Origin of the sequence: Sphaerisporangium flaviroseum (assembly GCF_039537005.1) — a bacterium.
GTDB classification, from domain to species: Bacteria; Actinomycetota; Actinomycetes; order Streptosporangiales; family Streptosporangiaceae; genus Sphaerisporangium; species Sphaerisporangium flaviroseum.
Map to the genome: position 1 here is coordinate 219,300 of NZ_BAAAZR010000010.1, position 26,511 is coordinate 245,810.

24 protein-coding genes are annotated in these 26,511 nt (G+C 71.4%); 9 read left to right on the plus strand and 15 right to left on the minus strand.

The window, feature by feature from the left end:
* Nucleotides 1–486: 486 nt before the first annotated feature.
* The 4 genes from ABD810_RS21755 to ABD810_RS21770 all read left to right on the plus strand — a co-directional run bounded on the left by ABD810_RS21755 (nucleotide 487) and on the right by ABD810_RS21770 (nucleotide 6,198).
* On the plus strand, nucleotides 487–2,589 hold the full coding sequence (locus tag ABD810_RS21755) for a HelD family protein (protein ID WP_344943243.1): 2,103 nt from the start codon (nucleotides 487–489) through the stop codon (nucleotides 2,587–2,589).
* A gap of 623 nt (nucleotides 2,590–3,212) precedes the next feature.
* The gene (gene lnt, locus ABD810_RS21760) at nucleotides 3,213–4,793 is read left to right on the plus strand and encodes an apolipoprotein N-acyltransferase (RefSeq protein ID WP_344943246.1); all 1,581 of its coding nucleotides are present in this window, start codon (nucleotides 3,213–3,215) and stop codon (nucleotides 4,791–4,793) included.
* Nucleotides 4,793–5,536, plus strand: a complete 744-nt coding sequence (locus ABD810_RS21765; RefSeq protein ID WP_344943249.1) for a polyprenol monophosphomannose synthase — start codon at nucleotides 4,793–4,795, stop codon at nucleotides 5,534–5,536. The genes lnt and ABD810_RS21765 overlap by 1 nt, the downstream gene beginning before the upstream one ends.
* An 83-nt stretch (nucleotides 5,537–5,619) precedes the next feature.
* The gene (locus tag ABD810_RS21770) at nucleotides 5,620–6,198 is read left to right on the plus strand and encodes an FxsA family protein (protein WP_344943252.1); all 579 of its coding nucleotides are present in this window, start codon (nucleotides 5,620–5,622) and stop codon (nucleotides 6,196–6,198) included.
* 176 nt (nucleotides 6,199–6,374) lie between these two features.
* On the opposite strand, the gene ABD810_RS21775 is transcribed toward ABD810_RS21770, so the two are convergent.
* From ABD810_RS21775 to ABD810_RS21810, 8 genes are all read right to left on the minus strand, one after another.
* Nucleotides 6,375–6,719, minus strand: coding sequence for an RNA polymerase-binding protein RbpA (locus ABD810_RS21775; protein WP_184981820.1), 345 nt, complete (start codon nucleotides 6,717–6,719; stop codon nucleotides 6,375–6,377).
* Nucleotides 6,720–6,890: 171 nt separating this feature from the next.
* Nucleotides 6,891–8,237 (minus strand): MFS transporter, encoded by a 1,347-nt coding sequence (locus ABD810_RS21780; RefSeq protein WP_344943255.1) that lies wholly within the window; start codon nucleotides 8,235–8,237, stop codon nucleotides 6,891–6,893.
* A 91-nt stretch (nucleotides 8,238–8,328) separates the two neighbouring features.
* Nucleotides 8,329–9,132: a glycerophosphodiester phosphodiesterase family protein gene (locus ABD810_RS21785; protein ID WP_344943258.1), complete on the minus strand. Its 804-nt coding sequence runs from the start codon at nucleotides 9,130–9,132 to the stop codon at nucleotides 8,329–8,331.
* 134 nt (nucleotides 9,133–9,266) lie between these two features.
* Complete coding sequence (locus tag ABD810_RS21790) at nucleotides 9,267–9,827, minus strand: TrmH family RNA methyltransferase (protein WP_344943261.1); 561 nt, start codon at nucleotides 9,825–9,827, stop codon at nucleotides 9,267–9,269.
* 7 nt (nucleotides 9,828–9,834) lie between these two features.
* Nucleotides 9,835–10,545, minus strand: coding sequence for a class I SAM-dependent methyltransferase (locus ABD810_RS21795; protein ID WP_344943264.1), 711 nt, complete (start codon nucleotides 10,543–10,545; stop codon nucleotides 9,835–9,837).
* Between the two features lie 72 nt (nucleotides 10,546–10,617).
* Nucleotides 10,618–11,565 (minus strand): VWA domain-containing protein, encoded by a 948-nt coding sequence (locus ABD810_RS21800; protein WP_344943267.1) that lies wholly within the window; start codon nucleotides 11,563–11,565, stop codon nucleotides 10,618–10,620.
* A complete protein-coding gene (locus tag ABD810_RS21805) occupies nucleotides 11,562–12,545 on the minus strand; it encodes a DUF58 domain-containing protein (protein WP_344943270.1) in 984 nt (327 codons plus the stop codon). The genes ABD810_RS21800 and ABD810_RS21805 overlap by 4 nt, the downstream gene beginning before the upstream one ends.
* Nucleotides 12,542–13,570: an AAA family ATPase gene (locus tag ABD810_RS21810; RefSeq protein ID WP_344943273.1), complete on the minus strand. Its 1,029-nt coding sequence runs from the start codon at nucleotides 13,568–13,570 to the stop codon at nucleotides 12,542–12,544. Before ABD810_RS21810 ends, ABD810_RS21805 begins: the two co-directional genes overlap by 4 nt.
* 74 nt (nucleotides 13,571–13,644) lie before the next feature.
* Here ABD810_RS21810 and ABD810_RS21815 point away from each other — a divergent pair, with 74 nt between their 5' ends.
* A complete protein-coding gene (locus tag ABD810_RS21815) occupies nucleotides 13,645–14,400 on the plus strand; it encodes a hypothetical protein (RefSeq protein ID WP_344943276.1) in 756 nt (251 codons plus the stop codon).
* A gap of 72 nt (nucleotides 14,401–14,472) precedes the next feature.
* Here the strand turns inward: ABD810_RS21815 and ABD810_RS21820 are convergent, their stop codons facing one another.
* Together ABD810_RS21820 and ABD810_RS21825 are read right to left on the minus strand one after the other, a co-directional pair.
* A complete protein-coding gene (locus ABD810_RS21820; RefSeq protein ID WP_344943280.1) occupies nucleotides 14,473–15,708 on the minus strand; it encodes an MFS transporter in 1,236 nt (411 codons plus the stop codon).
* Nucleotides 15,705–16,457 (minus strand): DeoR/GlpR family DNA-binding transcription regulator, encoded by a 753-nt coding sequence (locus ABD810_RS21825; protein WP_344943284.1) that lies wholly within the window; start codon nucleotides 16,455–16,457, stop codon nucleotides 15,705–15,707. Before ABD810_RS21825 ends, ABD810_RS21820 begins: the two co-directional genes overlap by 4 nt.
* A 55-nt stretch (nucleotides 16,458–16,512) precedes the next feature.
* Between ABD810_RS21825 and ABD810_RS21830 the strand changes: the two genes are divergently transcribed.
* Nucleotides 16,513–17,616, plus strand: a complete 1,104-nt coding sequence (locus ABD810_RS21830) for a helix-turn-helix transcriptional regulator (RefSeq protein WP_344943287.1) — start codon at nucleotides 16,513–16,515, stop codon at nucleotides 17,614–17,616.
* Here the strand turns inward: ABD810_RS21830 and ABD810_RS21835 are convergent.
* Nucleotides 17,594–18,088 carry a universal stress protein gene (locus ABD810_RS21835; protein WP_344943291.1) on the minus strand — a complete coding sequence of 165 codons (495 nt, stop codon included), beginning with the start codon at nucleotides 18,086–18,088 and terminating at the stop codon, nucleotides 17,594–17,596. The two genes, ABD810_RS21830 and ABD810_RS21835, sit on opposite strands and share 23 nt — an antisense overlap.
* A 142-nt stretch (nucleotides 18,089–18,230) precedes the next feature.
* On the opposite strand from ABD810_RS21835, the gene ABD810_RS21840 reads away from it, so the two are divergent.
* Nucleotides 18,231–18,905: a LysE family translocator gene (locus ABD810_RS21840; RefSeq protein ID WP_344943294.1), complete on the plus strand. Its 675-nt coding sequence runs from the start codon at nucleotides 18,231–18,233 to the stop codon at nucleotides 18,903–18,905.
* Nucleotides 18,906–18,982: 77 nt separating this feature from the next.
* Here ABD810_RS21840 and ABD810_RS21845 read toward each other — a convergent pair whose 3' ends face one another.
* The gene (locus ABD810_RS21845) at nucleotides 18,983–19,735 is read right to left on the minus strand and encodes a peptidoglycan-binding domain-containing protein (RefSeq protein ID WP_344943297.1); all 753 of its coding nucleotides are present in this window, start codon (nucleotides 19,733–19,735) and stop codon (nucleotides 18,983–18,985) included.
* Nucleotides 19,736–19,955: 220 nt separating this feature from the next.
* Here ABD810_RS21845 and ABD810_RS21850 point away from each other — a divergent pair, with 220 nt between their 5' ends.
* Together ABD810_RS21850 and ABD810_RS21855 are read left to right on the plus strand one after the other, a co-directional pair.
* The gene (locus ABD810_RS21850; RefSeq protein ID WP_344943301.1) at nucleotides 19,956–24,056 is read left to right on the plus strand and encodes an nSTAND1 domain-containing NTPase; all 4,101 of its coding nucleotides are present in this window, start codon (nucleotides 19,956–19,958) and stop codon (nucleotides 24,054–24,056) included.
* Nucleotides 24,057–24,277: 221 nt separating this feature from the next.
* Complete coding sequence (locus ABD810_RS21855; protein ID WP_344943304.1) at nucleotides 24,278–24,859, plus strand: GNAT family N-acetyltransferase; 582 nt, start codon at nucleotides 24,278–24,280, stop codon at nucleotides 24,857–24,859.
* A gap of 26 nt (nucleotides 24,860–24,885) precedes the next feature.
* Here ABD810_RS21855 and ABD810_RS21860 read toward each other — a convergent pair whose 3' ends face one another.
* The 3 genes from ABD810_RS21860 to ABD810_RS21870 are packed head-to-tail and all read right to left on the minus strand — an operon-like array spanning nucleotide 24,886 to nucleotide 26,422.
* A complete protein-coding gene (locus tag ABD810_RS21860; protein ID WP_425566933.1) occupies nucleotides 24,886–25,065 on the minus strand; it encodes a WCX domain-containing protein in 180 nt (59 codons plus the stop codon).
* The gene (locus tag ABD810_RS21865; protein WP_344943307.1) at nucleotides 25,062–26,045 is read right to left on the minus strand and encodes an aldo/keto reductase; all 984 of its coding nucleotides are present in this window, start codon (nucleotides 26,043–26,045) and stop codon (nucleotides 25,062–25,064) included. The genes ABD810_RS21860 and ABD810_RS21865 overlap by 4 nt, the downstream gene beginning before the upstream one ends.
* Nucleotides 26,042–26,422 (minus strand): MerR family transcriptional regulator, encoded by a 381-nt coding sequence (locus tag ABD810_RS21870; protein ID WP_344943310.1) that lies wholly within the window; start codon nucleotides 26,420–26,422, stop codon nucleotides 26,042–26,044. Before ABD810_RS21870 ends, ABD810_RS21865 begins: the two co-directional genes overlap by 4 nt.
* Nucleotides 26,423–26,511 lie beyond the last annotated feature (89 nt).

Sequence of the window (26,511 nt, forward strand, 5' to 3'; positions counted from 1 at the left end):
CTCGTGGCCCTCGCTCCGCGAGCGCGCCGGACGTGCCTGCGGTAGTTAGGAAAGGTTCCTAACTTGTAAGGAAATTACAGGCACGTCCCCGAGCAGGGTCAATAGGCGCTACCAACCTGTGACCTGGTTGGTAGCGCACGGCAAGCGGGCTGACGTGCCCGGACCCGGAGGGGAGAAACGAAAAACGCCGCCTCTGAGGGCGGCGTAGATAACGGAGTGAGCCGTTGTGGATCTGCTATTCTTGGGCCTTGTCGTCACATTAAACATAAACAGCAAAAAAGCCCGGAGTTTCAGATTACTACCAATAATAATGAAGCAGGGGCTACCCGTCAAATCGAGCTCGCCAAGGAGCAGGGATACGTCACCGGCCTGTACGAGCGGCTCGACCTGCTGCGGGCACGCACGCAGAAGCAGCTCGACGGGGTTCTCGCCCAGGGTGGTGGCGGCACCCACCAGAACCGGTCGGAACGCGACTCCTTCGCCGGGATGTACTCCGAGCGGCTGGCACGGCTGTGGGCCGTGGAGAACGGCCTGTGCTTCGGGCGCCTCGATCTGACAGGGGAGAAGCCCCTCTACATCGGCCGCCTGGGACTGTCGGACGACGACCAGGCCCGGCTGCTCATCGACTGGCGCGCCCCCGTCGCCCAGCCGTTCTACCGCGCCACCCCGGCCGCCCCCATGGGCGTGACGCGGCGGCGCCACCTGCAGACCCGCGGGCGGCGTGTCATCGGCGTCGACGACGACCTGCTCGACCTCGCCCGGCTGACCGAGGCCGACCGGGCCACGCTCAACGGCGAGGCCGCCCTGCTGGCAGCCCTGGACGAGAAGCGCACCGGGCGCATGCGCGACATCGTCGCCACCATCCAGGCCGAGCAGGACCGCGTGATCCGCAGCGACCTCAACGGCATCCTGGTGGTCCAGGGCGGCCCGGGCACCGGGAAGACCGTCGTGGCCCTGCACCGCGCCGCCTACCTGCTCTACACCCACCGCGAGCGGCTGGCCCGCCGCGGCGTGCTGATCGTCGGGCCGAACCTCACCTTCCTGCGCTACATCGAGCAGGTGCTGCCCTCCCTGGGCGAGACCGACGTCCTGCTGTCCACCGTCGCCGAGCTGTACCCCGGCGTCACCGCCAAGGCGCGCGAGTCAGCGGAGGCCGCCGCGATCAAGGGGTCGCTCCGCATGACCGGCGTGGTGGCCAAGGCCGTCCAGGATCGCCAGCGGGTGCCCCTGCGGCCGGTCGACATCGAGCTCGGCAGGTACACCCTCCGGCTGGACCAGCGCACCTGCGAGGCCGCCAGGAACCGTGCGGCGCGCAGCCGGCGCCCCCACAACCAGGCCAGATCCGTCTTCGTGCGCCACATACTCAACGCCCTGGCCAAGCAGGCCGCCAAGGCGCTCGGCCGGGGCATGCTCGACGAGGGCGACCTCGCCGACCTGCGCGAGGACCTGCGCACCGAGCCCGCGGTGAAGACGGCGCTCAACCGCCTGTGGCCCTATCTCACCCCCCAGCAACTGCTCATCGGCCTGTTCGCCTCCCACGAGCGCATGACCTACGCCGGGCTGTCCGCCAACGAGCGGGAAGCCCTGTTCCGCCAGGTCCCGCGTGGCCGGGGCGACTTCTGGACCGAGGCCGACGTGCCGCTGCTCGACGAGGCCGCCGAGCTGCTCGGTGACATCGACCCGGGGGTGCTGCGCGCCGCGGCGCTGCACGCCGAGGAGGAGTTCGCCGCCGCGCGGCGCGCCGAGGAGACCGAGCGCGACTCCGAGCTCATCTACGCCCGCGAGGTCCTCGAGCTGACGGGGATGTCCGACATCATGGACGCCGAGCGGTTCGCGGCCCGGCATCGGGGCGACGACGTCCACCTGACGACCGCCGAGCGCGCCGCCGCCGACCGCACCTGGGCGTACGGGCACATCATCGTGGACGAGGCGCAGGAGCTGTCGGCCATGGCGTGGCGGATGCTGATGCGCCGCATCCCCAACCGCTCGATGACGATCGTGGGCGACATCGCCCAGACCGGTTCGGTCGCGGGCACCGGCTCCTGGGGGCAGGTCCTCGACCCCTACGCCGGCGGCCGCTGGCGCGAGGAGACCCTCACCGTCAACTACCGCACCCCCGTCGAGCTCATGGCCGTCGCCGCGGACGTGCTCAGGCTGGTCGGCCCCGACCTCAAGGCCCCCGAGTCGGTACGCGAGACCGGTGAGCACCCGTGGGCGCGCCGGATCGGCGGCACACGGGAGCTGGGGCCGATCGTGAGCGGCGAGATCGTCGAAGGCGGGCGGCTCGTCGTGATCGTCCCGGCCTCCCGCGCGGCCGAGTTCGGCCGGGCCGTCACCTCGTCGGTCACGGGCGCGGTGGCGGGCCCGGGCGCCGACGCGCTGGAGGCTCCGGTGGCCGTGCTGACCGTCGCCGACGCCAAGGGCCTGGAGTTCGACGGAGTGATCGTCGTCGAACCGCGCGAGATCCTGGACGAGTCGCCACGCGGGGCCAGTGATCTTTACGTGGCACTGACCCGCGCCACCCGCAGGCTTGGGGTCGTGCACACCGGCGACCTCCCCGCGGTCCTGTCCCGCTGCCTCGGCGAGTGATCTTGCGGGGCCGAGCGCACCGCTCTGAGGTGGGACGACCGCCGGAAAGAGGTGGTCTGACCGCCCCGGAGTGCGGACATCACTGCACATGACGGCATTGACGGCACTCACGTCTCCTGTCCTAGCTGCGAAAACTTGGTGTTTCCGCTGATCGGGACACGGTTGACATCTGAGCTGAGGTCGGTAGTTTGCTGGACAGTCCAGCACGGGACTAACCGGTTGGCCGTCTTTTGACATCGTCGGATTCTGCGTCATGACGGAGCACGACTCCGTCTGCTCAGCCAGGCGCAGCGCTGGCGTTCCGTCGAGTCGGGGCACCCCAGCCGGATGGGGGGTTGGACCCGGGAGGGGCCTGGACACCCAGTAGACAACGGAAATCCGCGCCCGCCGCCGACGGGACGGATCCGGTCCGAAGGGTCGTCCGGGCCCTCTTCCCGCCCCGTGCCAGAGCCGCAGCGTGGTTCCTGGGTTCCCCGCAGAACAAGGGGAGACCCGGGGATCACCATGCGTGATCTTTCACCGCCGCGCCAGCCCGGCGGTTGGAGCCGGGTCCGCCGGGCGGTAGCGTTCGGTGGTTACCCAAGGACCCGCGAAAGAAGATCCCGCCAACTGTGGTCGACCAGATGCTGCAGGAAGACGAGCGGGCGCCGGCCGTCTCCGGCGCCCCGCCCCCTTCGCGTGCCCTCATACGACTCGCGGCCTGCCTGGCCGGAGGGGTGCTGCTGTTCCTCGCCTTCCCGCCCGTGGAGCTGTGGTTCCTCGCCCCGCCCGGCGTGGCGCTGCTCACGCTCGCGGTGCGCGGGGCCGGCCTCCGTCGCGCCGCCTGGCTGGGGTACCTCGGTGGCGTCGCCTTCCTGCTCCCGGCGCTCGCCTGGGTGCGGCCGATCGGCGACGACGCCTGGCTGATCCTGGTGGCGGTCGAGAGCCTGTTCTTCGCCGCGATGTCGGCCGGGGTCGCCCTGGTGACGCGGCTGCGGGGCTGGCCGCTGTGGGTGGCCGCCCTGTGGGTCGCCCAGGAGTGGGCACGCGGGCTGTTCCCCGTGGGCGGCTTCCCCTGGGTGCGCGTGGCGTTCAGCCAGGGAGGGTCGGTCTTCACCCCCTACGCCGCGCTCGGCGGCGCGCCGCTGGTCACCTTCACGGTGGTCCTGTGCGGCACCCTGCTCGCCCTGCTGACCGTGCGGCTCACGCCCCGGCGGTTCACCGGGCCGGTCGCGGTCCTGCTGGCGGGCGTGGTCGCGGTCCCGCTGCTCGGGTACGCCGTGCCGAGGCCCGGTGACCAAGGGGCCGGGAGCGTCCGGGTCGGCGTGATCCAGGGCGACGTGCCGGGCCAGGGCCTGGGCTTCCTCGGCGACGAGCCGGCGGTCGTGCTGCGCAACCACGCCGACAAGACCCACGAGCTGGCGCGGTCCGTCCGCGCGGGCCAGGTCGCACGGCCCGACATCGTGGTGTGGCCGGAGAACTCCACCGACATCGACCCCTACCGCAGCTCCTACGCCTACGGGGTGATCGACGCGGCCGTGCGCGACATAGGGGTGCCCGTACTGGTCGGTGCCGTCGTACGCTCGCCGGACGGAGGGCACAGGTACACCCGCGGCATCGTCTGGGATCCGGTGAGCGGGCCGGGTGCTTACTATGACAAGCGGAAACTCGTGCCTTTCGGGGAGTTCGTCCCCTTCAGGGACCTTCTCGCGAAGTTCATCGAGCGCGTCAACCTCGTCGGCCTGCAGTCGCTGGCCGGCACCCGCGACGGCGATCTGAGGATGGGGCCGGTGACGGTGGGCGCGGTCGAGTGCTACGAGGTCGCCTTCGACGACATTGTGCGCAGCACGGTTCGCGCCGGCGGCACCCCTCTCGTGGTACAGACCAACAACGCCACCTACGCGCTGACCAGCCTGCCGCCGCAGCAGCTCGCCATGTCGCGGCTGCGGGCCGTGGAGCACGATCGCGCGGTGGTCATCGCCGCCACCACGGGCATCTCGGCATATGTCGACCCGCACGGGGACGTGCGCTGGCAGACTCCCGAGCGGGTGGCGGACATGGCCGTGCTGAACGTCCCGGTCCGTACGGGTGAGACCCTCGCGACCCGGGTCGGCGCCCTGCCGGAGTGGGCGTTGCTGCTCGTCGCCACGGGTGCCCTGGCCGCCGCCCTCCCGCGGCGGCGCCCGGCGCCTCAACAGTTCTCCACCGAAGAAGAGGATGGGTGATGGAGCGGATCCTGGGGCGGGTGCTCGTCATCGTTCCGACGTACAACGAACGCGAGAACCTGCCGGCGATCGCCGGACGGGTGCGCGCGGCCGTGCCGGACGCCCATCTGCTGATCGTCGACGACGGCAGCCCCGACGGCACCGGCGAGATCGCCGACGAGCTGGCCGCCGGCGACGAGCACGTCCACGTGCTGCACCGCCCGGGCAAGCAGGGCCTGGGCGCCGCCTACATCGCCGGGTTCCGTCACGGCCTGTCCGAGGGCTTCGACGTGCTGGTCGAGATGGACGCCGACGGCTCCCACAGGCCCGAGCAGCTCCCGTTGCTGCTCGACGCGCTCGGCGAGGGCGCCGACCTGGTCATCGGGTCACGCTGGGTGCCCGGCGGCAAGGTCGTCGACTGGCCGGTCTCACGCGAGCTGTTGTCGCGGGGCGCCAACACCTACGCCCGCCTGGTGCTGGGCGTGCCGGTGCGCGACACCACGGCGGGCTTTCGCGCCTACCGCTCCTCGACGCTGGAGAAGATCGGGCTCGACGACGTGGAGTCCGAGGGCTACTGCTTCCAGGTCGACCTGACCCTGCGCACGATCCGGCACGGCCTGAGGGTCGCCGAGGTGCCGATCACGTTCGTCGACCGCACGGTCGGGGCGAGCAAGATGAGCCGCGCCATCGTCGCCGAGGCGCTGTGGCGGGTGACCTTGTGGGGCGTCATCGGCCTGCCCCGCCGCATCAGGAGAGCTCGCTGATCCGGTCCCGGCCGCCGTTGCCCGGCCCGGGGAACCACCAGGCGGGGTCCGGGCGTTGTACGACGCGAGGTGATGGTGAAGCCATGCTGCGTGTGCTGCTGTTCATAGCGTTCTTGGTCGTGCCGGTGCTGGAGATCTGGGTGCTCATCCAGATCGGCCAGGCCATCGGCGGCTGGCAGACGGTCGGTCTGCTCATTCTCGACAGCCTGCTCGGAGCCTGGCTCGTGCGGCGTGAGGGGCGGCGCGCCTGGCGGGCGCTGCGCGAGGCCCTCAATTCCGGGCGGATGCCCGACCGCGAGCTTGCCGACGGCGCCCTGGTGGTGGCGGGCGGCACCCTGCTGCTGACCCCCGGGTTCATCACCGACCTCTTCGGGTTCTTCCTCATCCTGCCGTTCACCCGCCCGATCGCGCGGCGCGGCCTGAGCTGGTTCCTCGGCCGCCGCGTGCGCGTCATGGCCGCGGGGTCGCCCTTCGGGATGATGTTCCCGCCCGGCGGGCCGGCCGGGCCGGGAGCGTCCCGGACCGGCGGGTCCCGGGTCGTCAGCGGCCAGGTGGTCGACGACGAGACGTCCGGTGAGCCGGGCAGGCGGGCCTCTGGCGACGGCGACACGCCCAGGCAGGTGCCTCCCCGCCCGCGCGGCGGCTCCCCCGACAACGGTTAGATCCATTTCGCCGGCGCGGCGGCCCTACGAACGTCGACGCTGGTCGCGAGCGCGGCTCTCCGGACGGTCGACGCTGGTCGCGTGGGCGGCGGCCACGGGGACGACGGCCGGTTCGCGGGCATAGAAGAGGCGCCCCCGGGACCACCCTGAGGTGGCCCGAAGGCGCCGCTGACAGGTCAGGCGCTCTTGCGCCGCTGTGCCCGAAGGATCGCCAGACGCTCGTTGAGGACCTCTTCGAGGTCCTCGATCGTCCGGCGCTCCAGTAGCATGTCCCAGTGGGTGCGCGGCGGCTTGGCCTTCTTCTGCTGAGGCTGCTCCGCATCCACCCTGAGAGCGGTGGCCCCGCAACTGCGGCACTCCCATGTCGCCGGGATCTCCGCCTCCGCGGCAAGGGGCACGTCGAAGCGGTGGCCCTTCGGGCAGGTGTAAGGCACCTCCTGGCGCGGGGCCAGGTCGGTGTTGCGGTCGTTCTCGTAGCTGGTGGCTCCGAGACGGGTACCGCGAAGTGCACGCTCGCCCATGTTTCAATGCCTCCTGAGGGCCCCATTATGAGGGGTGGGTCTCCACGGCTTACAACGCTTGATACCGTGGATGGATTCCCACCCTTGGGGTGATCCAATCGCGCTTTTGGCCTCGGGCACGCGGTGTGGCAAAGCTGATCTTCATGACGTTCCGGGCGTGAGCCCCTCTCGCTACACCCGCGCGGGAACCTCGTTCCCCGCCTCGCGGATGGCTCTTGGCAGGTTGACCACCATGAGCAGCACGAATCCGACGACGAAAAAGATCACCAGGGACAGGATCGCCGAGCGGTAGCTGTTGGTGAGCTGGAGCGCCAGGGTGAGCGTGAATGATCCGAGAAGTGCCGAGCCCTTGTCGCTTACTTCGAAAAGGCTGAAGTACTCCGCCTCCCTGCCCGCGGGTATCACCAGCGAGTAGAGCGACCGCGAGAGCGCCTGGGTGCCGCCCAGCACGATCGCGATCAGGAAGGCGATCGCGTAGAACTGGATGGCCGCGCCCTTCTGCAGGAAGTACGCCACGGCCACGACGGCGGTCCACAGCACCAGGCTGGCCAGCACCGTGCGCTTGGTGCCGAAGTGCGAGGCGAGCCACCCGAGCAGCAGGGCCCCGCCGAAGGCGACGAGCTGGACCATCAGGATCGCCGTGATCTGCACGGTCTTGCCAAGTCCGAGCTCCTGATCGGCGTAGGTCGCGGAGAAGGAGATCACCGTCTGGACGCCGTCGTTGTAGATCAGGTAGGCGAGCAGGAACAGCAGGCTGCGCGGATAGCGGCGCAGGTCGGCGATGGTGCGGCCGAGCTGGCGGAAGCTGCCGGTGACGGCCTGGACGGGCGTGGCGTCGTGGGACTCGACCCGGCGGTTGCGCAGGCGCAGCAACGGGATCACGGTGAACAGGGCCCACCACAACCCGGCGGAGGCGAGGCTGACGCGCACCGCCAGGCCCTCGTCGATGCCGCTGTACATGTAGAGGTACAGGTTGATCGCGAGCAGCGCGAAGCCGCCCAGGTAGCCGAACCCCCAGCCGATCGAGGAGACCCGGTCGCGCTCGTCCGAGCCGGCGATCTGGGGAAGGAACGAGTTGTAGACGACCATGGCGGCCCCGAAGGCCACGTTGGCGACGATGAACAGCGCCCCGCCGAGCGCGTAGGCGTCGCCGGACACGAAGTAGAAGCCGAGGGTCGCCAGCGCGCCCACGTAGGCGAAGAAGGCGAGCAGTTCCCTCTTGCGGCCGGTGTGATCGGCCAGGGCGCCGGCCACCGGCATGACCAGGATCTGCAGGACCACCGACATCGAGACGATCGCCGAGAAGTAGGCCTTGGCCCTGAGGTCGAAGCCGAGGAAGCCGACGAACCCGTTCTCCCCGCCGGCGGCCTTCTCGGCGAGCGTGGTGAGGTACGGGCCGAGGAAGACCGTGATCACCGTCGTCTGGAAGCCCGAGTTGGCGAAGTCGTACCAGTACCAGCCCCACTGCTCGCGCTTGCGCGCCTTCGGGGGGTCCTCGGCGACGATGGAGGTGGTCATGGGGGTTCTCCTGGCCTGGTCGGGGGGTCGAAGATCGCGGGTCAGGCGGCGACCGGCGCGGGCGCGGCGCCGGAAGCGGGTCGGGCCGGCGTCACGCGTGTGCGGCGGGCCGGCGCGGGTACCACTGGCCCCGGCCGCTGAGGACGTCCCGCAGGCCCGTGATGTTGTCGGTCATGATGCCGTCCACGCCGAGGTCGAGCAGGCCCTCCATCACGCGCGGGTCGTCGACCGTCCAGACGTGCACCTGCATGCCGAGGGCGTGGGCCGTGCGGACCAGGGCGCGGGTGGTGACCCGCACCCCGCGGAACCCCACGGGAACCTGCGCGCACGGGATGCCCTCACGGGCCAGGCCGCCGAGCAGGCGGCCGTACCCCGAGCCGAGGGCGGCGGCCCGTAGCCGGGCCACGCCGCGGGGGCCGAGCGCCGAGCAGACCGGGCGGCCGACCGCCATGCGGGCCCTGGCCAGCCGGATGTCGGAGAACGAGGTCAGGCAGACCCGGTCGTAGGCGTCGGTGCGGCGGATCGCCTCGGCCAGCGGCCGGATCGCCTGGGCCTCCTTGACGTCGATGTTGACGCGCACGTCGGACCAGGTGCCGAGCATGTCCTCAAGGAGCGGGATCTCCTCCACGCCGCCGATGCGGGCCTGGCGCACCTCGCGGTAGGGCAGGGCGGCCAGGCGGCCCTGGCGGTCGGTCACGCGGTCGAGCGTGTGGTCGTGGAAGGCCAGCAGCACGCCGTCGGCCGTGGCGTGGGCGTCGGTCTCGAGGTAGGTGTACCCCATGTCGACGGCCCGGGAGAAGGCGGCCATGGTGTTCTCCCGGCCCTCGGCGGCCCCGCCGCGATGGGCGAAGGCCAGCGGGCCGGGGTGGTCGAGAAACGGGAAGCGGCGCTGCACGAGCAGGAGTATCTCCTGTGTAAGGCTGTCACGTCAGCTTAGCCGGGTGAACATTTGGGTCACGACCTACTGACACCTGTCCGGTGCCCGCCGATCATCGTCGGTGGCGCGAGGGAGTGCCCGTCGAGGTGGTCTCAGGCGCCGCCCGGCGCGCCGGCGGCGGCCCACTCCTGGCGGCGGGCCTCGGCCAGGACGATCGCGCCGGCGACCCCGACGTTGAACGAACCGACCCGGCCGACCTGCGGGATGTAGAGGACCTCGTCGACGGCATCGAGCAGGGCGGGGGAGCAGCCGTGGTCCTCGTTGCCGAGCACCAGGCACACGTCGCGGTCGAGCCTGGCCTGGTGCAGGGGCACGGCGTCGCCGGTGAGCTCGACGGCGATCACGGTGTAGCCGTCCTCCTTGGCGGCCGCCACGGCCTCCACCGCGGGGACGGGTTCGTGCCAGGTGACCAGCCGGTCGGTGCCGAGCGCCGTCTTCTGCGCCTTGGGATTGGTGGGGGGCGTGGCGTTGCCCGCCAGCCACACCTGGTCGGCGCCGAAGGCGGCGGCCGTGCGGAAGATGGAGCCGACGTTGAACGGGCCCGTCACCGACTCCAGGATCAGCGACAGCCGGTTCTCGGTGCCCCTGCGCCAGGTGCGGTTGAGCCGCTTGACGTCGGTCGGGCGCATCTGCCTGCGGGTGCCTGTGCTCATCGGGCGTTCATCGCTCCTCGTCGTTCGTGCCGCCGGCACCGGGGGGAACCTCGTCTGCGGAAGGGTGGTGCGCCTCTGGTCCCGGGGAAGAGGGCGCGGACCGCTCTTGGGCGGGGCGTGCGGCGACCCGGAGCACGCGGTAGGCCGACCGCGACGCCACCCGGCTCGTGGCCCAGCCCTGATCGCCGAGCCATCGCTGCAACGAGTCGGAGCCGAGGTGCTTCTGCACCACCAGGTAGGCCACGCCGTCCGGCGTGAGCCGGTCGAGCCAGCGGCCGAGCATGGCGTGCAGGGCGGGCTTGCCGATGCGGATCGCCGGGTTGGACCAGATCGCCGAGAAGCGGACGCCCGGTGGGACGTCGTCCACGTGCACCGACCTTACTTTGTCAAGGCCGGCGGCTTGGGCATTGCGCTCGCACAACTCCACCGAGCGGCGGTTGACGTCCACCGCCCACACCGTCGCCTCCGGGGCCCGGGACGCCATGGTCAGCGCGATCGGGCCGTACCCGCAGCCGAGGTCGAGCAGATCACCTTCGCCGGGAGGCGGCGGGACGCTCTCCAGCAGCACCCGCGTGCCCGGGTCGAGCCGGTTGGGGGAGAAGACGCCGCTGTCGGTGGCCAGGCGCAGGTGCAGGTCGGGCAGGATCACATCGACGGTGCCCGGCCGGGCGGCCGCGCCCGGCCGCTCCTCGAAGTAATGTGCCCCCTTGGACGTCACGTGCAGAGACGTTACCAACCACACGGCGGTGGTCGTGCTCGGGCGTGGCGCGAGGCGCGCGCCCGCGCGTGCTCAGGGCAGGCGCGACCCCAGGAGCATCGTGGCGGCGGCGACCAGCAGGCCGGCGAAGATCCCGGCGATCGTGAACCACTGGCCGATCTCCTGGTGCACGATGCGGTATCCCAGGGAGCTGCCGATCTGGCCGTAGACGTCACGCAACTCGTCCCCCGACTCGGCGGAGTAGGCGCGCCCGCTGGTCCCGTCGGCCAGGGTCTGCAGCGTGGCCTTGTTGACCGGCACCTGCACGTCACGGCCGTCGATGCTCACCGTGCCGTCGGGCGTGCCGTAGGCGATGGTGGAGACCGGCACGTGGAAGCCGGCCGCCGCCTGGATCGCCTCGTTGACCGACCGGCCCGAGGTGTTGTCCCCGTCGGACAGCAGGACGATCGCCGAGGGCGGCGGATCGGTCACGGCCCGCTGGTCGAACGAGCGCACGGCGTCCAGGGAGTTGAACACCGCCTCGCCGATGGCGGTGCCCGGGCGGGTGGACAGGTTGCCGATGGCGGTGATCACGGCCATGTGGTCGGTGGTGGGGGAGATCACCACCGCGGCGGAGCGTGCGAAGGAGACCAGGCCCACGTTGAACCGTTCCGGCAGGTCCTTGACGAACTGCTGCGCGGCCTGCTGGGCGGCGACCAGCCGTGTCGGGGAGACGTCGGCGGCCTCCATCGAGAGGGAGATGTCCACCGCGACGATGATCGTCGCACGGTCGCGCGGCACCCGCGTGGCGTCGGCCGGTCGCGCCGCGCCCAGCACCAGCAGGCTCATCATCACCAGGAACAGCGCGGCGGGCACGTGACGCCGCCACCCCGGCCGTTCCGGGGCGACCAGGCTGAGCAGCGCCAGGTTGGTGAACCGCACGGCGTACCGGCGGCGGGTGAACTGCGTGAGGACGTAGGCCGCCACGATGAGGGCGAGCGCCACGAAGAGCCACAGCCAGCCCGGAGACAGAAAGATCACGCGCCTGCCCTCCTGGTGGGGTGCCGTCCGGCGAGGTGGGCGGTGCGCCGGTGCCGCAGCGTGTACTGGGCGATGTCGTAGACCCAGTCGCGGTCGGTGCGCAGCACCATGTGGCCGGCCCCGCACCGGCGCAGCGCCCTGCGGGTGCCTTCCCGCTGCGCGGCCGCCGCCTCGGCGTAGGCCCGGCGGATCTTGGGGGAGAGATGGACCTCGCGCGTCCGCCCCGTCTCCGGATCGGTCAGGGCGACCAGCCCCACGTCGGGCAGTTCGAGCTCGCGCCGGTCGAGCACCTCCACGGCGAGCACCTGGTGGCGGGCGGCCAGGCGGCGCACCGACCGCTCCCACTCGCGCTCGGCCTCCGGGCCGCCCTGGCCGAGCTCGAGGAAGTCGGACACGATCACGCGCAGTCCCCGCTTGCGCTGCGCCGCCCCGAGCCGCCCGATCGCCTCGGCAAGGCGCGTCGGCTCGGCCACCGGGGTGCCGCGCGGCGCGTCCAGCAGGGTCTGCAGCAGCGCGTACATCGCCGGGCGGCCGGTGCGGGCCGGCAGGCGGTGGATCTCGTCGCCGTGGATGACATAGGCGCCGAAGCGGTCACCGATGCGGCTGGTCAGGAAGCCGATCGCCCCCACCGCGGCGATCACCAGGTCGCGCTTCTCCATCTCGGCGGTGCCGAAGTCCATGCTCGGCGAGAGGTCGGCCAGCACCCACGTCTCCAGCTCGCGGTCGGCGACCAGGTCGCGGACGTGCGGGACGGTCGTGCGGGCCGTGACCGACCAGTCCATGCGGCGCACGTCGTCCTCACCCGGCACGTACACCCTGCTGTCCCCGAGCTCGCTTCCCGCGCCCGGCAGCAGGCCCTGGTGCTGCCCGTGGAGCAGCCCATCGAGGCGGCGCACGACGGTCAGCTCCAGGCGCCGCAGGGCATGCTCGGGGCTGCGCCCGCGCTCGGCGCCTTCCGCTGGGGCCCCCGGGCCGGTCATCGCTGGGCCTGGTTCCAGACGACGAGCGGAGGTGGCACGGAGACCAGGATCTGGCGCACCACGTCCTCGGTGTCGACCCCGTCGGCGAGCGCGTCGAAGGTCAGCATCAGACGGTGTCCCATGACGTCCACGGCGACGTCGCGCACGTCGTCGGGGAGCAGGTAGTCACGCCCGCGCAGCAGTGCCAGCGCCCGCCCGGCCGCCACCAGGCCTAGGGTCGCCCGGGGGCTGACCCCGATCTCGATGGCCTCCTCCAGCTCGCGCAGCCCGTACTCGGCGGGCGAGCGGGTCGCCATCACCAGCCGTACGACGTAGTCGGCGACGAGCTGGTGGACCGAGACCTGGTCGGCGAGCTTCTGCAGGGCCATCAGCCGTGCCGGGTCGAGCACCCGCCCGGGCAGCGGCGGGGAGACGCTCATGCGGTGCAGGATCTCCAGTTCCTCGCTCGCCGTGGGGTGGCCGACCCGCACCTTGAACAGGAACCTGTCGCGCTGGACCTCGGGAAGGGGATAGACGCCCTCGGACTCGATGGGGTTCTGCGTGGCCAGCACGATGAACGGCCGGGGCAGCGGATGGGTGTGGCCCGCCAGGGTGACCTGCCGTTCGGCCATGACCTCCAGCAGCGCCGACTGCACCTTGGCCGGCGCCCGGTTGATCTCGTCGGCGAGCAGGAAGTTGACGAACACCGGCCCGAGCTCGACGTCGAAGCTCTCGCTGGACGGGTGGTAGACCCGGGTGCCGACGATGTCGCTCGGCACGAGGTCCGGGGTGAACTGGATGCGGGCGAAGGTGCCGCCCACCACGGTCGACAAGGTGGAGGCCGCCAGGGTCTTGGCGACACCCGGCACGCCCTCGAGAAGGCAGTGACCGCGGGCCAGCAACGCCACCAGCAGTCGTTCGATCATGTGGTCCTGGCCGACGATGACGCGCCGGACCTCGGTGAGGGACTGCTGGAGTAGACGGAGGTCCGCGTCGGCACCTTCGTCCGGCCCGGATCCGTCACTGCGCTCTTCCGCAACGGTCATGCGGCCATTCCATCAAACACGGCGCAAAGGTGCACGGCACCGTCACGGTGAGCCGAGTGTCTAGGTGTGCTTTCATGTCAACCGTGGCCACTCCGCTCCAGTACGGCGACCCTCCCCGGCTGGGTGCCTACGTCGTTCAGGCACGGCTTCAGGCGCTCGCCACGGGGTTCGTCTACCTCGCCCAGGACCCCGACGGCCGCGCGGTGTCGATCGCGCTGCTGACCCGGGGCGCCGCCCTGGACGCGGCCGCCCGTGAGCGGTTCCTCACCGCGATCGGCCAGGCGGTGCCCGCGCGCGGCGGCGTGCGAGGCTGGGTCGCGCGTGCAAGGGGACGGGGGGCGGCCGGAGCGCCGCAGGTCATCGCGATGGACGACGGCACGGCGCCGTGGGTGGCTGTGCCTTACACCCCCGGAGGGGTGGGCGCGGGGTGGTTCCTGGAGTCGGTGCTGGTGAGCGGCACGCTGATCGGCGAGGCCCACGGGCCCGACTTCGTGCCCTACTGGCTGGGGGACCGCGCGCCGGCGGTCCCGCTCCCGCCGCCGCCCGCGCCGCCGCTCACCGAGACCCGCCGTGCCGTGCTGGTGGCGCTGACGACCCTGCTGGCGCTGGTGACGCTGACCGGGGCGATCGCGTGGCTGCTGCTGGGCCGGGGCGAGGAGACAGTGCCGCCCTCGCGCCCGCCCCCGCCGACGATGTTCGTGCCGACGCCGCCGCAGGTCCCCTCGCCCAGCGACACCTTGAAGCCGTCACCGACCCCTTCACCGGGAGACAGCGGCACCGTCTCCCCGAGGCCGAGCCTGCCTGGCGACGACAGCGGCGAGCCGATCTGACCGCGCCTCTTCGGATCGTCGCACCCGGACGGGCCCGGCCGTCGGCTCACTCAGGGTGAGCGGGCCTGGGCGCTATTCGGCGGTGTGGCCCGTGGTGGCCCTGTCCGGGACGACCCTTCCCGAGGGCGGTCGCAGCGCCGGAGCCGCCAGGGCGACGAAGAGCGCGAGCAGCGCCGGGATGGCCAGCGCGCGCGGCAGGTCCAGCACCTCCGACGCGGCGCCGATCAGCACCGGCCCGGTGAGGAAGCCCAGGTACCCCAGGCTGGCCACCCGGGCGAGCGCTTGGCCCGCCCGGTCCGGGTCGCGATGGCCGGCTGCCGAGAACACCTGCGGGACGATGCAGGACAGTCCCGCGCCGAAGCACGCGAATCCGATCACTCCTGCCACCGGCCGGTCGATCAGGAGGGCCGTCGCCAGGCCGATCCCCGCGAGCGACCCGCACCAGCGCACCAGCGGGACCGGGCCGAGCCGGGCCGCGAGGCGGTCACCGGCCAGGCGGCCGGCGGTCATCATGATGGAGAAGGCGGCGTACGCGGCGGCGGCGAACCCGGCCGAGCTGCGAAGATCCTCACGCAGGTAGACCGATCCCCAGTCGGCCGAGGCGCCCTCGCCGACCATGCAGCAGAAGGCCAGAACACCGAGGAACAGCACTCCTCGTGCCTTTCTGCCTGATCCACCGCGTTGCGGGGACGACGGCCCGGTTCCCGCGTCATGCGCGGGCGCGCGCTCCGGCCGGGTCCGCAGGGCCCAGCGGGAGGCCAGGACCGCCAGCGCCGCCAGCAGGGCGCCGGTCACGGTGAAGGTCGGCCAGGGCCCGATCCCCGCGTGGGCGAACAGGCCTCCGGCCGCGGCGCCGAGGAAGCCTCCGATGCTGAAGACGGCGTGAAAGGACGACATGAGCGGCCGTCCCCAGGCCCGTTCGACCTCGACCGCGTTGGCGTTCATGGACACGTCCAGCATGCCGTGGACCGCGCCGAACAGCGCCAGCGAGACGGCCAGCGTGAGCAGGTCCGGCATGGCGGCGGGCGGCAGCAGCACGGCGCCCTGGGCGACGGCCAGGGGGATCATCACGCGCCCGCTGCCGTGGCGGTCGACCAGGTATCCCACAACCTGCATGCCGGCGAGCGCGCCCGCCGCGATGGCGAGCAGGGCGAGGCTGAGTTGCCCGTCGCTGAGCGCAAGCCGTTCCTTCAGCGCCGGGATCCGCGCCGTCCACACACCGATGGCGATCCCGGGGATCAGGAACATGACGTACACGGCGAGACGGGCGCGGCGCAGCGCGGCGTCGCGCGGGGCGAGGGCCTTCACGCGGCGACTCGTACGGTGACCCCGGCGGTGGTGAGCGCGTCCCGTTGGTCGGGCGGGATGGCGGCGTCGGTGACCAGCACGTCGACGCGGCCGGGCGGGCAGACCGTGGCGAACGCGGTCTGGCGGAACTTCGAGGAGTCGGCCGCCACGATCACCCGCCGCGCGGAGGAGATCGCCGCCTGCTTGACCGCGACCTCGTCCAGGTCGTGGACGGTGATCCCGTGCTCGGCCGACAGGCCGCAGCAGCCGATGATCGCGGTGTCGAAGCGCAGGGACGCCAGGGTGTTCACCGCCAGGGGCCCGGTGATGTTCAGCTCGCCGTGCCGCACCTCGCCACCGGGCAGCACCAGCCGTATCCGCGGGGCGCCGCTGAGGGCCTGGATCGACTGGACGGACAGCGGCAGCACGGTGAGCCGGCGATCGTGGATCTCCCGGGCGACCGCCAGCGCCGTGGTGCCGCCGTCCAGCACGACGGCCTCCCCGTCGGCGAGCAGGCTCGCCACCTCGGCGGCGATCCGGCGCTTGTCCTCGGTGGCCTCGTGCTCGCGCACGCCGAACGGCGGTTCCTCGCCTCGTAGCAGCAGGCTCCGGGCCCCGCCGCGGATCCTGCGGGCGACGCCCTGCTGGGCGAGTTCGTCCAGGTCCCGGCGAATGGTCATCTCCGAGACACCGTGCTGGGCCGCGAGGTCCGCGACCGACACGCTGTCGGAGGTCGTCAGGGCATCCATGATTGCCCGCAATCGATCCATACGTTCATATGAACATTTTTCGTGTTAGTTTGGCAAATCGTGGAGACTGGTCGGTATGCGCGCGAGTCGGCTGCTCTCCCTCCTTCTCCTCCTCCAGACGCGCGGCCGGATGACGGCCGCCGAGCTGTCGGAGGAGCTGGAGGTGTCGGTGCGCACCGTGTACCGCGACGTGGAGGCGCTCTCGTCGGCCGGTGTCCCGGTCTACGCCGACCGCGGGCCGGCCGGCGGCTACCAGCTCCTCGACGGTTACCGCACCCGGCTCAACGGGCTGACGGCCGAGGAGGCGTCGTCGCTGTTCCTGGCCGGTCTGCCCGGTCCCGCCGCCGAACTGGGCCTCGCCGACGTCGCCGCGGCCGCCGAGCTCAAGCTCCTCGCCGCCCTGCCTCCCGAACCCCGCTCACAGGCCTCCCGGATGCGCGAGCGGTTCCTGCTGGACGTGCCGGGCTGGTACCGCGACGCCGACGACGTCCCGCATCTCGGCCAGGTCGCCGACGCGGTGTGGGAGGGCAGGAGGCTGCGCATGGTCTACCGCCGCTGGGGCCCCACCGAGGTGGAGCGGGAGGTGCGCCCGTACGGACTGGTCCTGAAGGGAGGCTCGTGGTACATGGTCGCGGCCCCCGACGACGCGACGGCGCGCACCTACCGGGTCTCCCGGATCGTCTCGGTGGAGGTGCTGCCCGAACGCTTCGCCCGGCCCGAGGGCTTCGACCTGGCCGACTTCTGGCATACCTACTCGGCCGACTTCCGCGACCGCATGTACACCGCGGAGGCGACGATCCGGCTGGCGCCCGGCGCGGAAGGGCTGCTGCGTTACACGGCGGGAGCACGGCCGGTGGACACCGCGCTGGCCGCCGCCGGACCGCCCGGCGAGGACGGCTGGACGGAGCTGCGCCTTCCCGTCGAGTCGGTCAGGCACGCCTGCTGGCTCCTGCTGCGCATGGGCTCCGACCTCGAGGTCCTCGGCCCGCCCGAACTACGCCGGCTCATGGCCACCACGGTCTCGAAGCTCGCGACCATGTACGGCACCGCCATCCTTTCACCGGGCGGTGATTCTCCTTCGGGTGACGGTCGGTCGCCGGGCGCTGATTCGTCTTCGGGGCCCGGCCCGTCGTCGCCGGACGGCCTCGCTGGGCCGCTCAGCCGGTCGTCGCCCCGCTGAGGGTCACGTCGTACGACCGGAACGCCGGTGCGGCCATCGCGCGGGGGGAGACGACCACGACGGGGCAGCGGGCGCCCATGATGCAAGCGGCCAGCACGGGGGTGGCGGCGACGGGCATGCCGGGCTCGGGCCTGCGGATGCCGAGCACGAGCATCTCCGCGTCCTCGCAGTGGTTGAGCAGGACCTGAGCGGGAGGGCCGTGCGCCACGACGGGCTCGACCGAGGGAGCCACCTGGGCGACGATCTCGCGCGTCTGCTCCCTCGCCACCTCGAACTCCTCGTCATGCGAACGCCAACTGCCCATCGGCGCGTACGACGCGCGGTGCTGGCCCGACCACTGCCAGGCGTGAACGGGCTGGATCGCCGCACCTCGCAGCCGGGCCTCGCCGAGCGCCCAGCGCAGTGCGGCGGTCGCGGCCGGGGAGTGGCTCACGCCCACGACGATGCGTGGCCGAGTCGTGTTGTGCGTCACGGATACCTCCTCCCCACCGAGCATCGCGCGCCTCAAGTGACGCCCCGCCAAAGCCTCGGGAAAATCAGCACTAAATGTTACATTTCCTGCACACCACGTAACCGGATTGCAGGGGGCCGGGGCGGGTGGCGAGGATGGCGGCGTGTATCTCGCCGCGTTCATCGGTTCCTGCGTCCTGATCGCGATGATCCCCGGAGTCAGTACCGCGATCATCCTCCGCCAGACGCTGCGCGCCGGGCGCCGGGCCGGAGTCGCCGCGATGCTGGGCAACGAGACCGGCGTGCTGCTGTGGGCGCTCGCGGCCGTCTTCGGCCTGTCGGCGCTGGTCACCACCTCCCAGGTGGCGTATGAGGTGATCCGTGTCGTCGGCGCGGTGGTCCTGGTGGCCATGGGGGCGCAGTCGTTGTGGCAGGCCAGGCGCGAGCGGGCCGTAGCCGCCGGGGACGGGGTCACGGTCGTGGCAGCCGAGGGGGAGGTCACGGCGGTACCCGCTGAGGGGGAGGTCACGGCGGTACCCGGACGCCGGCGGTCCTACCTCCTTGGGCTGGGTACGGCACTGGCCAACCCCAAGGCCGCGGTGTTCGCCATGTCGTTCCTTCCGCAGTTCGTCCCCCCGGGCGCGAACGTCCCCGTCACCCTCATGCTCCTCGCGGTCATCTGGGGCCTGGTCGACATGGTGTGGTACCTCGGCGTGATCTGGCTGATCGGACGAGCGCGCCCGGTGTTCGAACGGCCCTCTGTGCGCCGTCGTCTGGAGCAGGCCTCCGGTGTGGTACTGGTCGGCCTCGGGCTGCGGATCGTCACCGACACCCGCTGACACCAGGGGTCAGCCCGAGCAGCGGCCGATCGTCCGCCAGGTGTCAGTCGGAGCAGCGGCCGATCGTCCGCCGGGTGTCAGTCGGAGCAGCGGCCGCTGTTGTCCGGTGTGGCGGTGAACGGCTTGGCGGGCGGGAACCCGATCGACAGGCGCAGGCAGGCCCCCGCTCCGGCGGCCGACCGCAACCGGGCTCCGACGCGGTCGGTGACGATGTCCCCGAGGATCGCGCAGGCGAACTTCGCCGGCCCCCACTTCAGAAACGCGCAGGCACCCGCGAGGAGCGTCCCGGAAACGATGGCGCCTGATTTCGGATGGTCCTCAAGCCACTGGGCGAATTTCTGGGTGGAGCTCCTGCGCAGATAGAAGTGGCATGCGGTGTCCTGGCAGTAGGGGCGCCTTGCGGAGTAGTCGCTCGGCCGGACCGGAGGGACCGTCGACTGGTCGGGCGAAGAGGTGCCGAGCAGGGCCCTTCGGGTCTTGGGTCCGACGATGCCGCTGATGGGCTGGATGCCGCGCCGGCGCTGGAAGTCCAAGACGTTCGCCCGCGTGTGTTCCATGAAGTTGCCGGTCACCGCCTGGCCGGGGTAGTCGTTCCGGCGCAACGCCAGCTGGAGGGCCCGCACGCAGTTCATGCCGTTGACCGGGTCGCGCCGGCCGTAGGCGAGGTCCGGGCACGACGCGAGATCGGCCGCCACCACCGTGGCCGACGTGGAAGTGGAGGCCAGGGCCGGGGCCTGCCCATGCTGCCCCGCGACGGCGAGGGTCACGGCCGAGGCCGCGGTGACGAACAGGGTGGACTTGATCAGGGTACGACGGGCGGGGGCGGGCATAGCGATCTCCTGACTCCGGAACACATGGGCTGCCGCGGTGACTGCCGTAGTCGGCTTCTGTGCGAGCATCCCGGCCGGTGTCCATGTCCGGCCACGACGCCGGACGCATTCCGCCTTATATCTCCTCAGACCCTGCTCAGGCCCTACGCTCGCCTGGGGGGTGGGTGTCCGGTGGCGCCGGACACTTCCGCATTTGCGCGGTCGATCCGAGCGGAGATGCATGGTGGAGGAAGCCAAAGCGCGGTTCGCCACCCGATTACGGGAGTTGAAGGACGCCTCGGGGCTGTCGGTGCGCGGGCTGATGATCGCCAGCGACAAGACCCCGCGCCGGCGTGCGGGTCAGGTGCCGTTCCGGCTCAGACGCAGCACGATCGACGGCATGATCAGCCGCAGCCGCCCGGTCCGCCCGGAGCGGCCGAACTTCGAGGTCTTCGTCGACACCTGCCTGCGGGCCGCCGCCCAGGCGGGGATCGTCCTGCCCGACGAACTCGGCGACCGGTCGGCGTGGGACGAGGCGTACCGCGCCCTGCGCGACCAGACCGACGAGCGCGACATCCCCCGCGCCCCGGCCCGCCCGGCGGCCCGGCCCGCCGATCCGCCGGCCCCGTACCGAGGCCTGGAGACGTTCGGCCCGGACGACGCCGGCTACTTCTTCGGCCGCGACGAGCTGACCGGCACGCTGCTCGACCGGGTCGCCGACCGTGCCGCGCGCGGCGGTCTGCTGATCGTCACCGGGCCGTCGGGCTCGGGAAAGTCCTCGCTGCTGCGGGCAGGCCTCATTCCCGCTCTGCTACGCGGCCCGTGCCCGCCCCCTGTCGTCTTCGAGCCGGGCGCCGATCCGGTGGAGACGTTGCGGAACCTGGCCCGTACCGGCGAGGAGGAGGACGCGGCCTCCGACGAAGGACGCCTCACCAAGGTGCTCCGCAAGCAATGGTCGGGTGCGACGGTCATCGTCGACCAGTTCGAGGAGCTGTTCAGCTCCCCGGACGAGCCGGGCCGGCGCCGGTTCATCGACGCCCTGTCGGCCCTCGCCGGCACCCCGGACAGCACCACCGGCACTGGTACCGGCGGCAACGGCAACGGTCATGGCAACGGTGGGAGCACCAAGGCCGGTAACGCCGGGAGTACGAAGGCCGGCAACGGTGGCACCACGAACGCCGGCGCCGCCGGTAGCGTGCGGGATGATGGCCCGCAGGCCGTCGTTCTCGGGATCAGGGCCGACTTCTTCGGCCACTGCGCCGCCTACCCGGCGCTCGTGCCGGCTCTGGAACACCCGCTGGTCGTCACGCCGATGAGCCGCGAGCACCTGTTGCAGGCCATCGAGGGCCCGGCGCGGGTGGCGGGCCTCACCCTGCAGGCCGGGCTGGCCGAACTGCTGCTGGAGGACCTGCGCAGCGACCGCGACCATGCCGACGCCGTCGGTGTACTGCCCTTGTTGTCCCACGCGCTGCGGGAGACCTGGAACCACCGCGAAGGCACGACCCTGACGCTCGCCGGCTACCGCGCCACCGGCGGCATCACCCGATCGCTGGCGCAGACCGCCGACGCCACCGTCGACCGGCTCGACCTGGTCGGCCGCCGCACCGCACGGCACCTGCTGACCCGCCTGGTCCAACTGGGCGTCGACACTCCCGACACCGCCCGCCGACTCCCGCTCGCGGAGCTGCTGACTCCTGATACCGCCCGCCGCCTGCCTGCCGAGCTGGTCACCCCGGATACCGCTCGCCGGTTCCCAGCCGAGCTGGTCACCCCCGGTACCGCTCGCCGGTTCCCGGCCGAGCTGGTCACCCCCGATACCGCCCGCCCGCTTCCAGCCGGGCTGCTCGCCACCGAGTCCGAGCCCGGCTCCATCCGGGCGGTCCTCGACCATCTCGTGCACGCCCGCCTGCTCACCGTCGACACCCATACCGTGCAGATCGCCCACGAGGCGCTCATCCGCGGCTGGCCCCGGCTTCGTACCTGGATAGAGGAGGACCGGGCCGACCTGCTGATCCTCCAGCAGCTCGGCACCGACGCCCGGGACTGGGAGCGCAACGGCCGCGATCCCGCCTACCTGTACGTGGGGAACCGCCTGCAGAACGCACGCGCCGCCCATGGCGCGGTCTCCTCGGAGCGGGCGTCGGTGAACGCCGTGGCCCACGCCTTCCTCACCGCCTCCGAGCGCGCCGCCGTCCAAGCGGAACGTGCCAAGATCCGCCGCAGGCACCTGTCCCGCGCGGCCATGGCGCTGCTGGCCGTCCTGGCTCTGATCGCCTCGGTGACGGGCGTCCTCGCGGTCAGGGCGGCCGGCCGGGCCGAGGCCCAGGGACGGGAGTCGCTGTCGCGGCTGCTGACAGCCCGCGGCGACCTGCTGCGGGAGAGCGACCCGGTCCTGTCGGGGCTGCTGGCCGTCGCCGCCTGGCGTTACACACCGACCGACGAAGCCCGGTACGGCATGACCGCCGCACTGGCGACGCCCGCGGACACCGTCCTGAACGGCCACAAGGACGCGGTGTCGGCGGTGGCCTTCAGCCGCGACGGCACGATGCTGGCCACCGGCGGTTTCGATGGAACCGCCCGGCTCTGGGACGCCTCCACCGGCCTGCCGAAAGGCCCGCCGCTTCCCGGGCACTCGGGCGGCGTCTGGCCCGTGGAGTTCAGCGGCGACGGCAAGATCCTCGCCACCGGGGACGGAGACTTCGACCACAACGGAGTCGTCCGGCTGTGGGACGTCAGGTCCCACAAGCAGATCACCGGACCGCTCACCGGGCACACGGGCGACGTGATGGCCATCGCGTTCAGTCGCGACGGCCGGACCCTCACCACCATCGACGCGAACCAGGGCGTCCAGCGCTGGGACACGGCGACCTGGAAGGCGATCGACCGGAAACCTCGCCGCCTGCGCACCGGGGACGACCCGTCCGTCACCCTCAGCCCCGACGGCAAGATCATGGCCGTCGGGCTCGGCACCTACGGCGATCGGCCGTCCTGGCAGCTCTGGGACCTCGGCAGCCGCAGCCCGCTGGGCCGCCCCTTTGACGCGAGCGAGGTCGCGTTCAGCCCGACCGGCAAGACGATGATCACCACTGAGAACGACTACGGCAGAGACAAGGGCACCGTGATCATCAGGTACACCGACACGCAGCGACGGATCGGCAAGCCTCTGCGAATCGGAACCTACGTCGAGACGGTGGCCTTCGCCTCGGACGGGCGTTCTTTCGCCATCGGCGGCGGCGACGGCAGCGTACGATTCATCGACACGCGCACGCGCCTGCCCGTCGGAGCCGTCCTGCGTGGTCACACCGGTTACGTCAGAGCGCTGGCATTCACCTCGGACGGCCGGCGCGTCGCCACCGGCGGCGACGACCGGACCGCGCGGATCTGGGACACCACCATCTGGCGGCAGACCACGAGGCTCGATCCGCCCGGCCGACGCCCCGGCGATGTCTACGCCTTGAGCCGGGACGGTGGCACCCTCGCCGTCCTGCGCGTCGGCCGGTACAGCCGGGACAACCACCTGCCAGGCACGTTCAGCCTGCTTGATCCGGCGACCGGCCGTCCGAAGGGCGATCCGTTCCTGGTCGACGACCTCGACACCCTTCCCACCTCGCTCGCCATGAGCCCCGACGGCCGGTACCTGGCCGTCTCGGGGATGTCGGAGAACTCGAGCTCCGGTGTGCTGTCGAACGGCAAGCTGAAGCTCATCGACATGAAGGAACGGCGCGTGGTGGGTGAGGACCCTGAGGGAAGCCTGGGTCTGGCCGCCTTCAGCCCCGACGGGACGACGCTCGCCACTCCCACAGGGAACATCGGGCTGTGGCAGAGCGCGACCATGCGGAAGATCGGAACATCGCCCGGCGCCGGTGCCACCAACGACGTCCTGGCGTTCACCGAAGACGGCAGGACGATCCTGACGGCCGAGAACAACAGCGCCGGCTCAGGAGTGATCCGCATGTGGGACACGGCGACCTGGCACCAGCTCGGCAACCCGTTCGCGAGTCCTGAATGGGTCACGGCGGCCGCGGTGACCAGGGACGGCGCCTATATGGCCACCGGTGACGAGGACGGCACCTTGCGGCTGTGGGACGTGCCGACCCGCCGGGAGATCCCCACCCCGCTCACCAATGTCGTACGCGAGGCGCCTGCGGCCCTGGCGTTCAGCTCGGACGCGACCAAGCTGACCGTCACCACCCACGAGGGGACGACCATGTCCTGGCGCCTCCGCCTCCCCAAGGCATCCGCCCAAGCCCTGTGCGCCCTGGCCGGCCGCTCCCTCACCCCCCGCGAATGGAGCGAATACCTCCCCCAGGGCGAACCCTTCCGCGAGACCTGCCCGACGTAGCGACGCCGTACCGTCAGGGCGGTGGCTCCAGCCTGGGCGGGCGGCAACAGGGCGCCCCGATCAGCCGTCCTGCGGGGGGCCGGTGTGGCCGCGGCTCAAGGGTCGCAGGCACACCACCGCTCTTACGGGCGGTCTTGGTGACCTTGCAAGTGGCGCAAACCCTCCAACCGGCCCGCCACGGCGGCGAACCGGCCTCCCGGACCTGAGATATCTTCCTGTCCATGTTTTCAGGGGATGAACCGGCAGATAAGGGTCATCGACGCGTCTTTCTGCGGCCGATCAACAAGGACGACCAAGAGGAATTTCTTCGGCTCGCCCGAGCCAGCATCGAACTGCACCGCCCCTGGGACAGCCCGCCCACCACGGCAGACGCCTTCCAGGCTCTCATCACCCGATACGACCAACCGGGCGAGGAATGCCACTTGGTCTGTCTCACCGACACCTCGGCCATCGCGGGCGTCATCTATATCAACAGCATCATTCGCGGACGCCTCCAGTCCGCGTCGATCGCCTACGCGGCCTTCGCCCCGACAGCGGGCCTCGGCTACATGGGCGAAGGCCTCGGCCTCGTTCTGAAGTACGCCTTCGAAGAACTCAGGCTCCACCGTCTCGAAGCCCAGATCCAACCGGCCAACACCCGCTCCCTCAAGCTCATCCAGCGGCAGGGCTTCCGCAAGGAGGGCTACTCGCCCAACCTGCTGTTCATGGACGGCGCCTGGCGAGACCACGAACGCTGGGCCATCACCGCGGACATCACCGGCTTCCGCGCGACACCCCCGCACCACACCTTGCCGATCCGCTGACCAGCCCCCGAATCGATCGACAACCCTCAAGAGGACATTCCGTAGTGGGTGGCGATCGCGGCGGCGCGGTTGCGCAGGGAGTCGCGCAACCACTGCGGGGCCAGGGCTTCCGCGTTCGTGGTGAGCTGCCACAGCGCCCATTCGGCGTGTCTCGGATCCTGGAAGGTCACCTCTTCCCGTGAGCGCGGTGAACCGCCGGTCGTCAGGACTTGATCTGCGGCAGGGCGGCGGGGGAGTAGCGCTCGCCGGCGACGGCGTGCCTTGGGGCGGCCTCTTCCAGGGCGATCAGTTCCTCCGGCGTCAGCGCGATGTCCATGGCGGCGACGTTCTGCTCCAGGTAGGTGCGCCGCTTGGTGCCCGGGATGGGCACCACGTCCTCGCCCTGGGCGAGCACCCAGGCGAGGGCGAGCTGGGCCGGGGTGACCTTCTTCGCGTCCGCGAGCTCCTCCACCCTGGCGACGAGCTTGCGGTTGGCGTCGAAGTTGGCGCCCTGGAACCGGGGGTTACCGGCTCGGAAGTCGGTCGCGTCGAACTGGTCGGCGCTGGTGATCGCGCCGGTCAGGAAGCCGCGTCCGAGCGGGCTGTAGGCGACGAGCCCGATGCCGAGCTCGCGGAAGGTATCGATGATCTCGTCCTCCGGGTCCCGGGTGAACAGCGAGTACTCGTACTGGCCCGCCGTGATCGGGTGGACGGCGTGAGCGCGGCGTACGACGCCGGGAGCGGCCTCGGAGATGCCGAGGTGGCGCACCTTGCCCGCCGTGACGAGCTCGGCCATCGCGCCCCAGGTCTCCTCCACCGGAACGGCGGGGTCGACGCGGTGCTGGTAGTACAGGTCGATGTGGTCGACGCCCAGCCGCTCCAGGGAGGCGTCGCAGGACCGGCGCACGTACTCCGGCCGTCCGTTGATGCCCAGCCTCGCGCCGTCCGGACCGCGTTCGACGCCGAACTTGGTCGCCAGGACCACCTCGTCCCTGCGCCCCGCGATCGCTGCGCCGACGAGCCGCTCGTTGGTGAACGGCCCGTACATGTCGGCGGTGTCGAGGAAGGAGATTCCGAGGTCGAGAGCCCGGTGCAGGGTGGCCGTCGACTCCTTCTCGTCGCCTGGCCCGTAGAACTCGCTCATGCCCATGCAGCCGAGGCCGAGGGAGGAGACGGTCAGTCCCTGGCCGAGGTTTCGCAGCTTCATACGTGGTTCTCCTCGATGTTCTTGCGGTACGTCTCGATCTTGCGGTCGATGAGAGTGAGGTCCTCCCGCAGTTGCTCGACGCGGGCGGCGACCTGCTCCCGGTGGGCGAGGAGGAGCTCGAGCCGTTCCCGGACCGTTGGTACGCCGCTCCCGGCGAGCTCGGCGTAGCGGCGCATGCCGGCGATGGACATGCCGGTGGCCCGGAGCCGGGAGAGCAGGATGACCCAGGCGAGGTCGCGCTGGGTGTAGGACCGGTGGCCGTTGACCCCGCGCGGGGGCGGGGAGAGCATCAGGCCCGCGCGCTCGTAGTAGCGCAGCGTGTGGGCGGTGAGCCCGGTAAGTCGCGCGACCTCGGCGATCGCGATCCCCTCGTCCATGCCTTCAGTCTCGACCTTGGAGTGCGCTCTAAGTCAAATGGACGACAGTGACATGAACGACGCGATGCGGGCCGGCACGGTCACGGTCA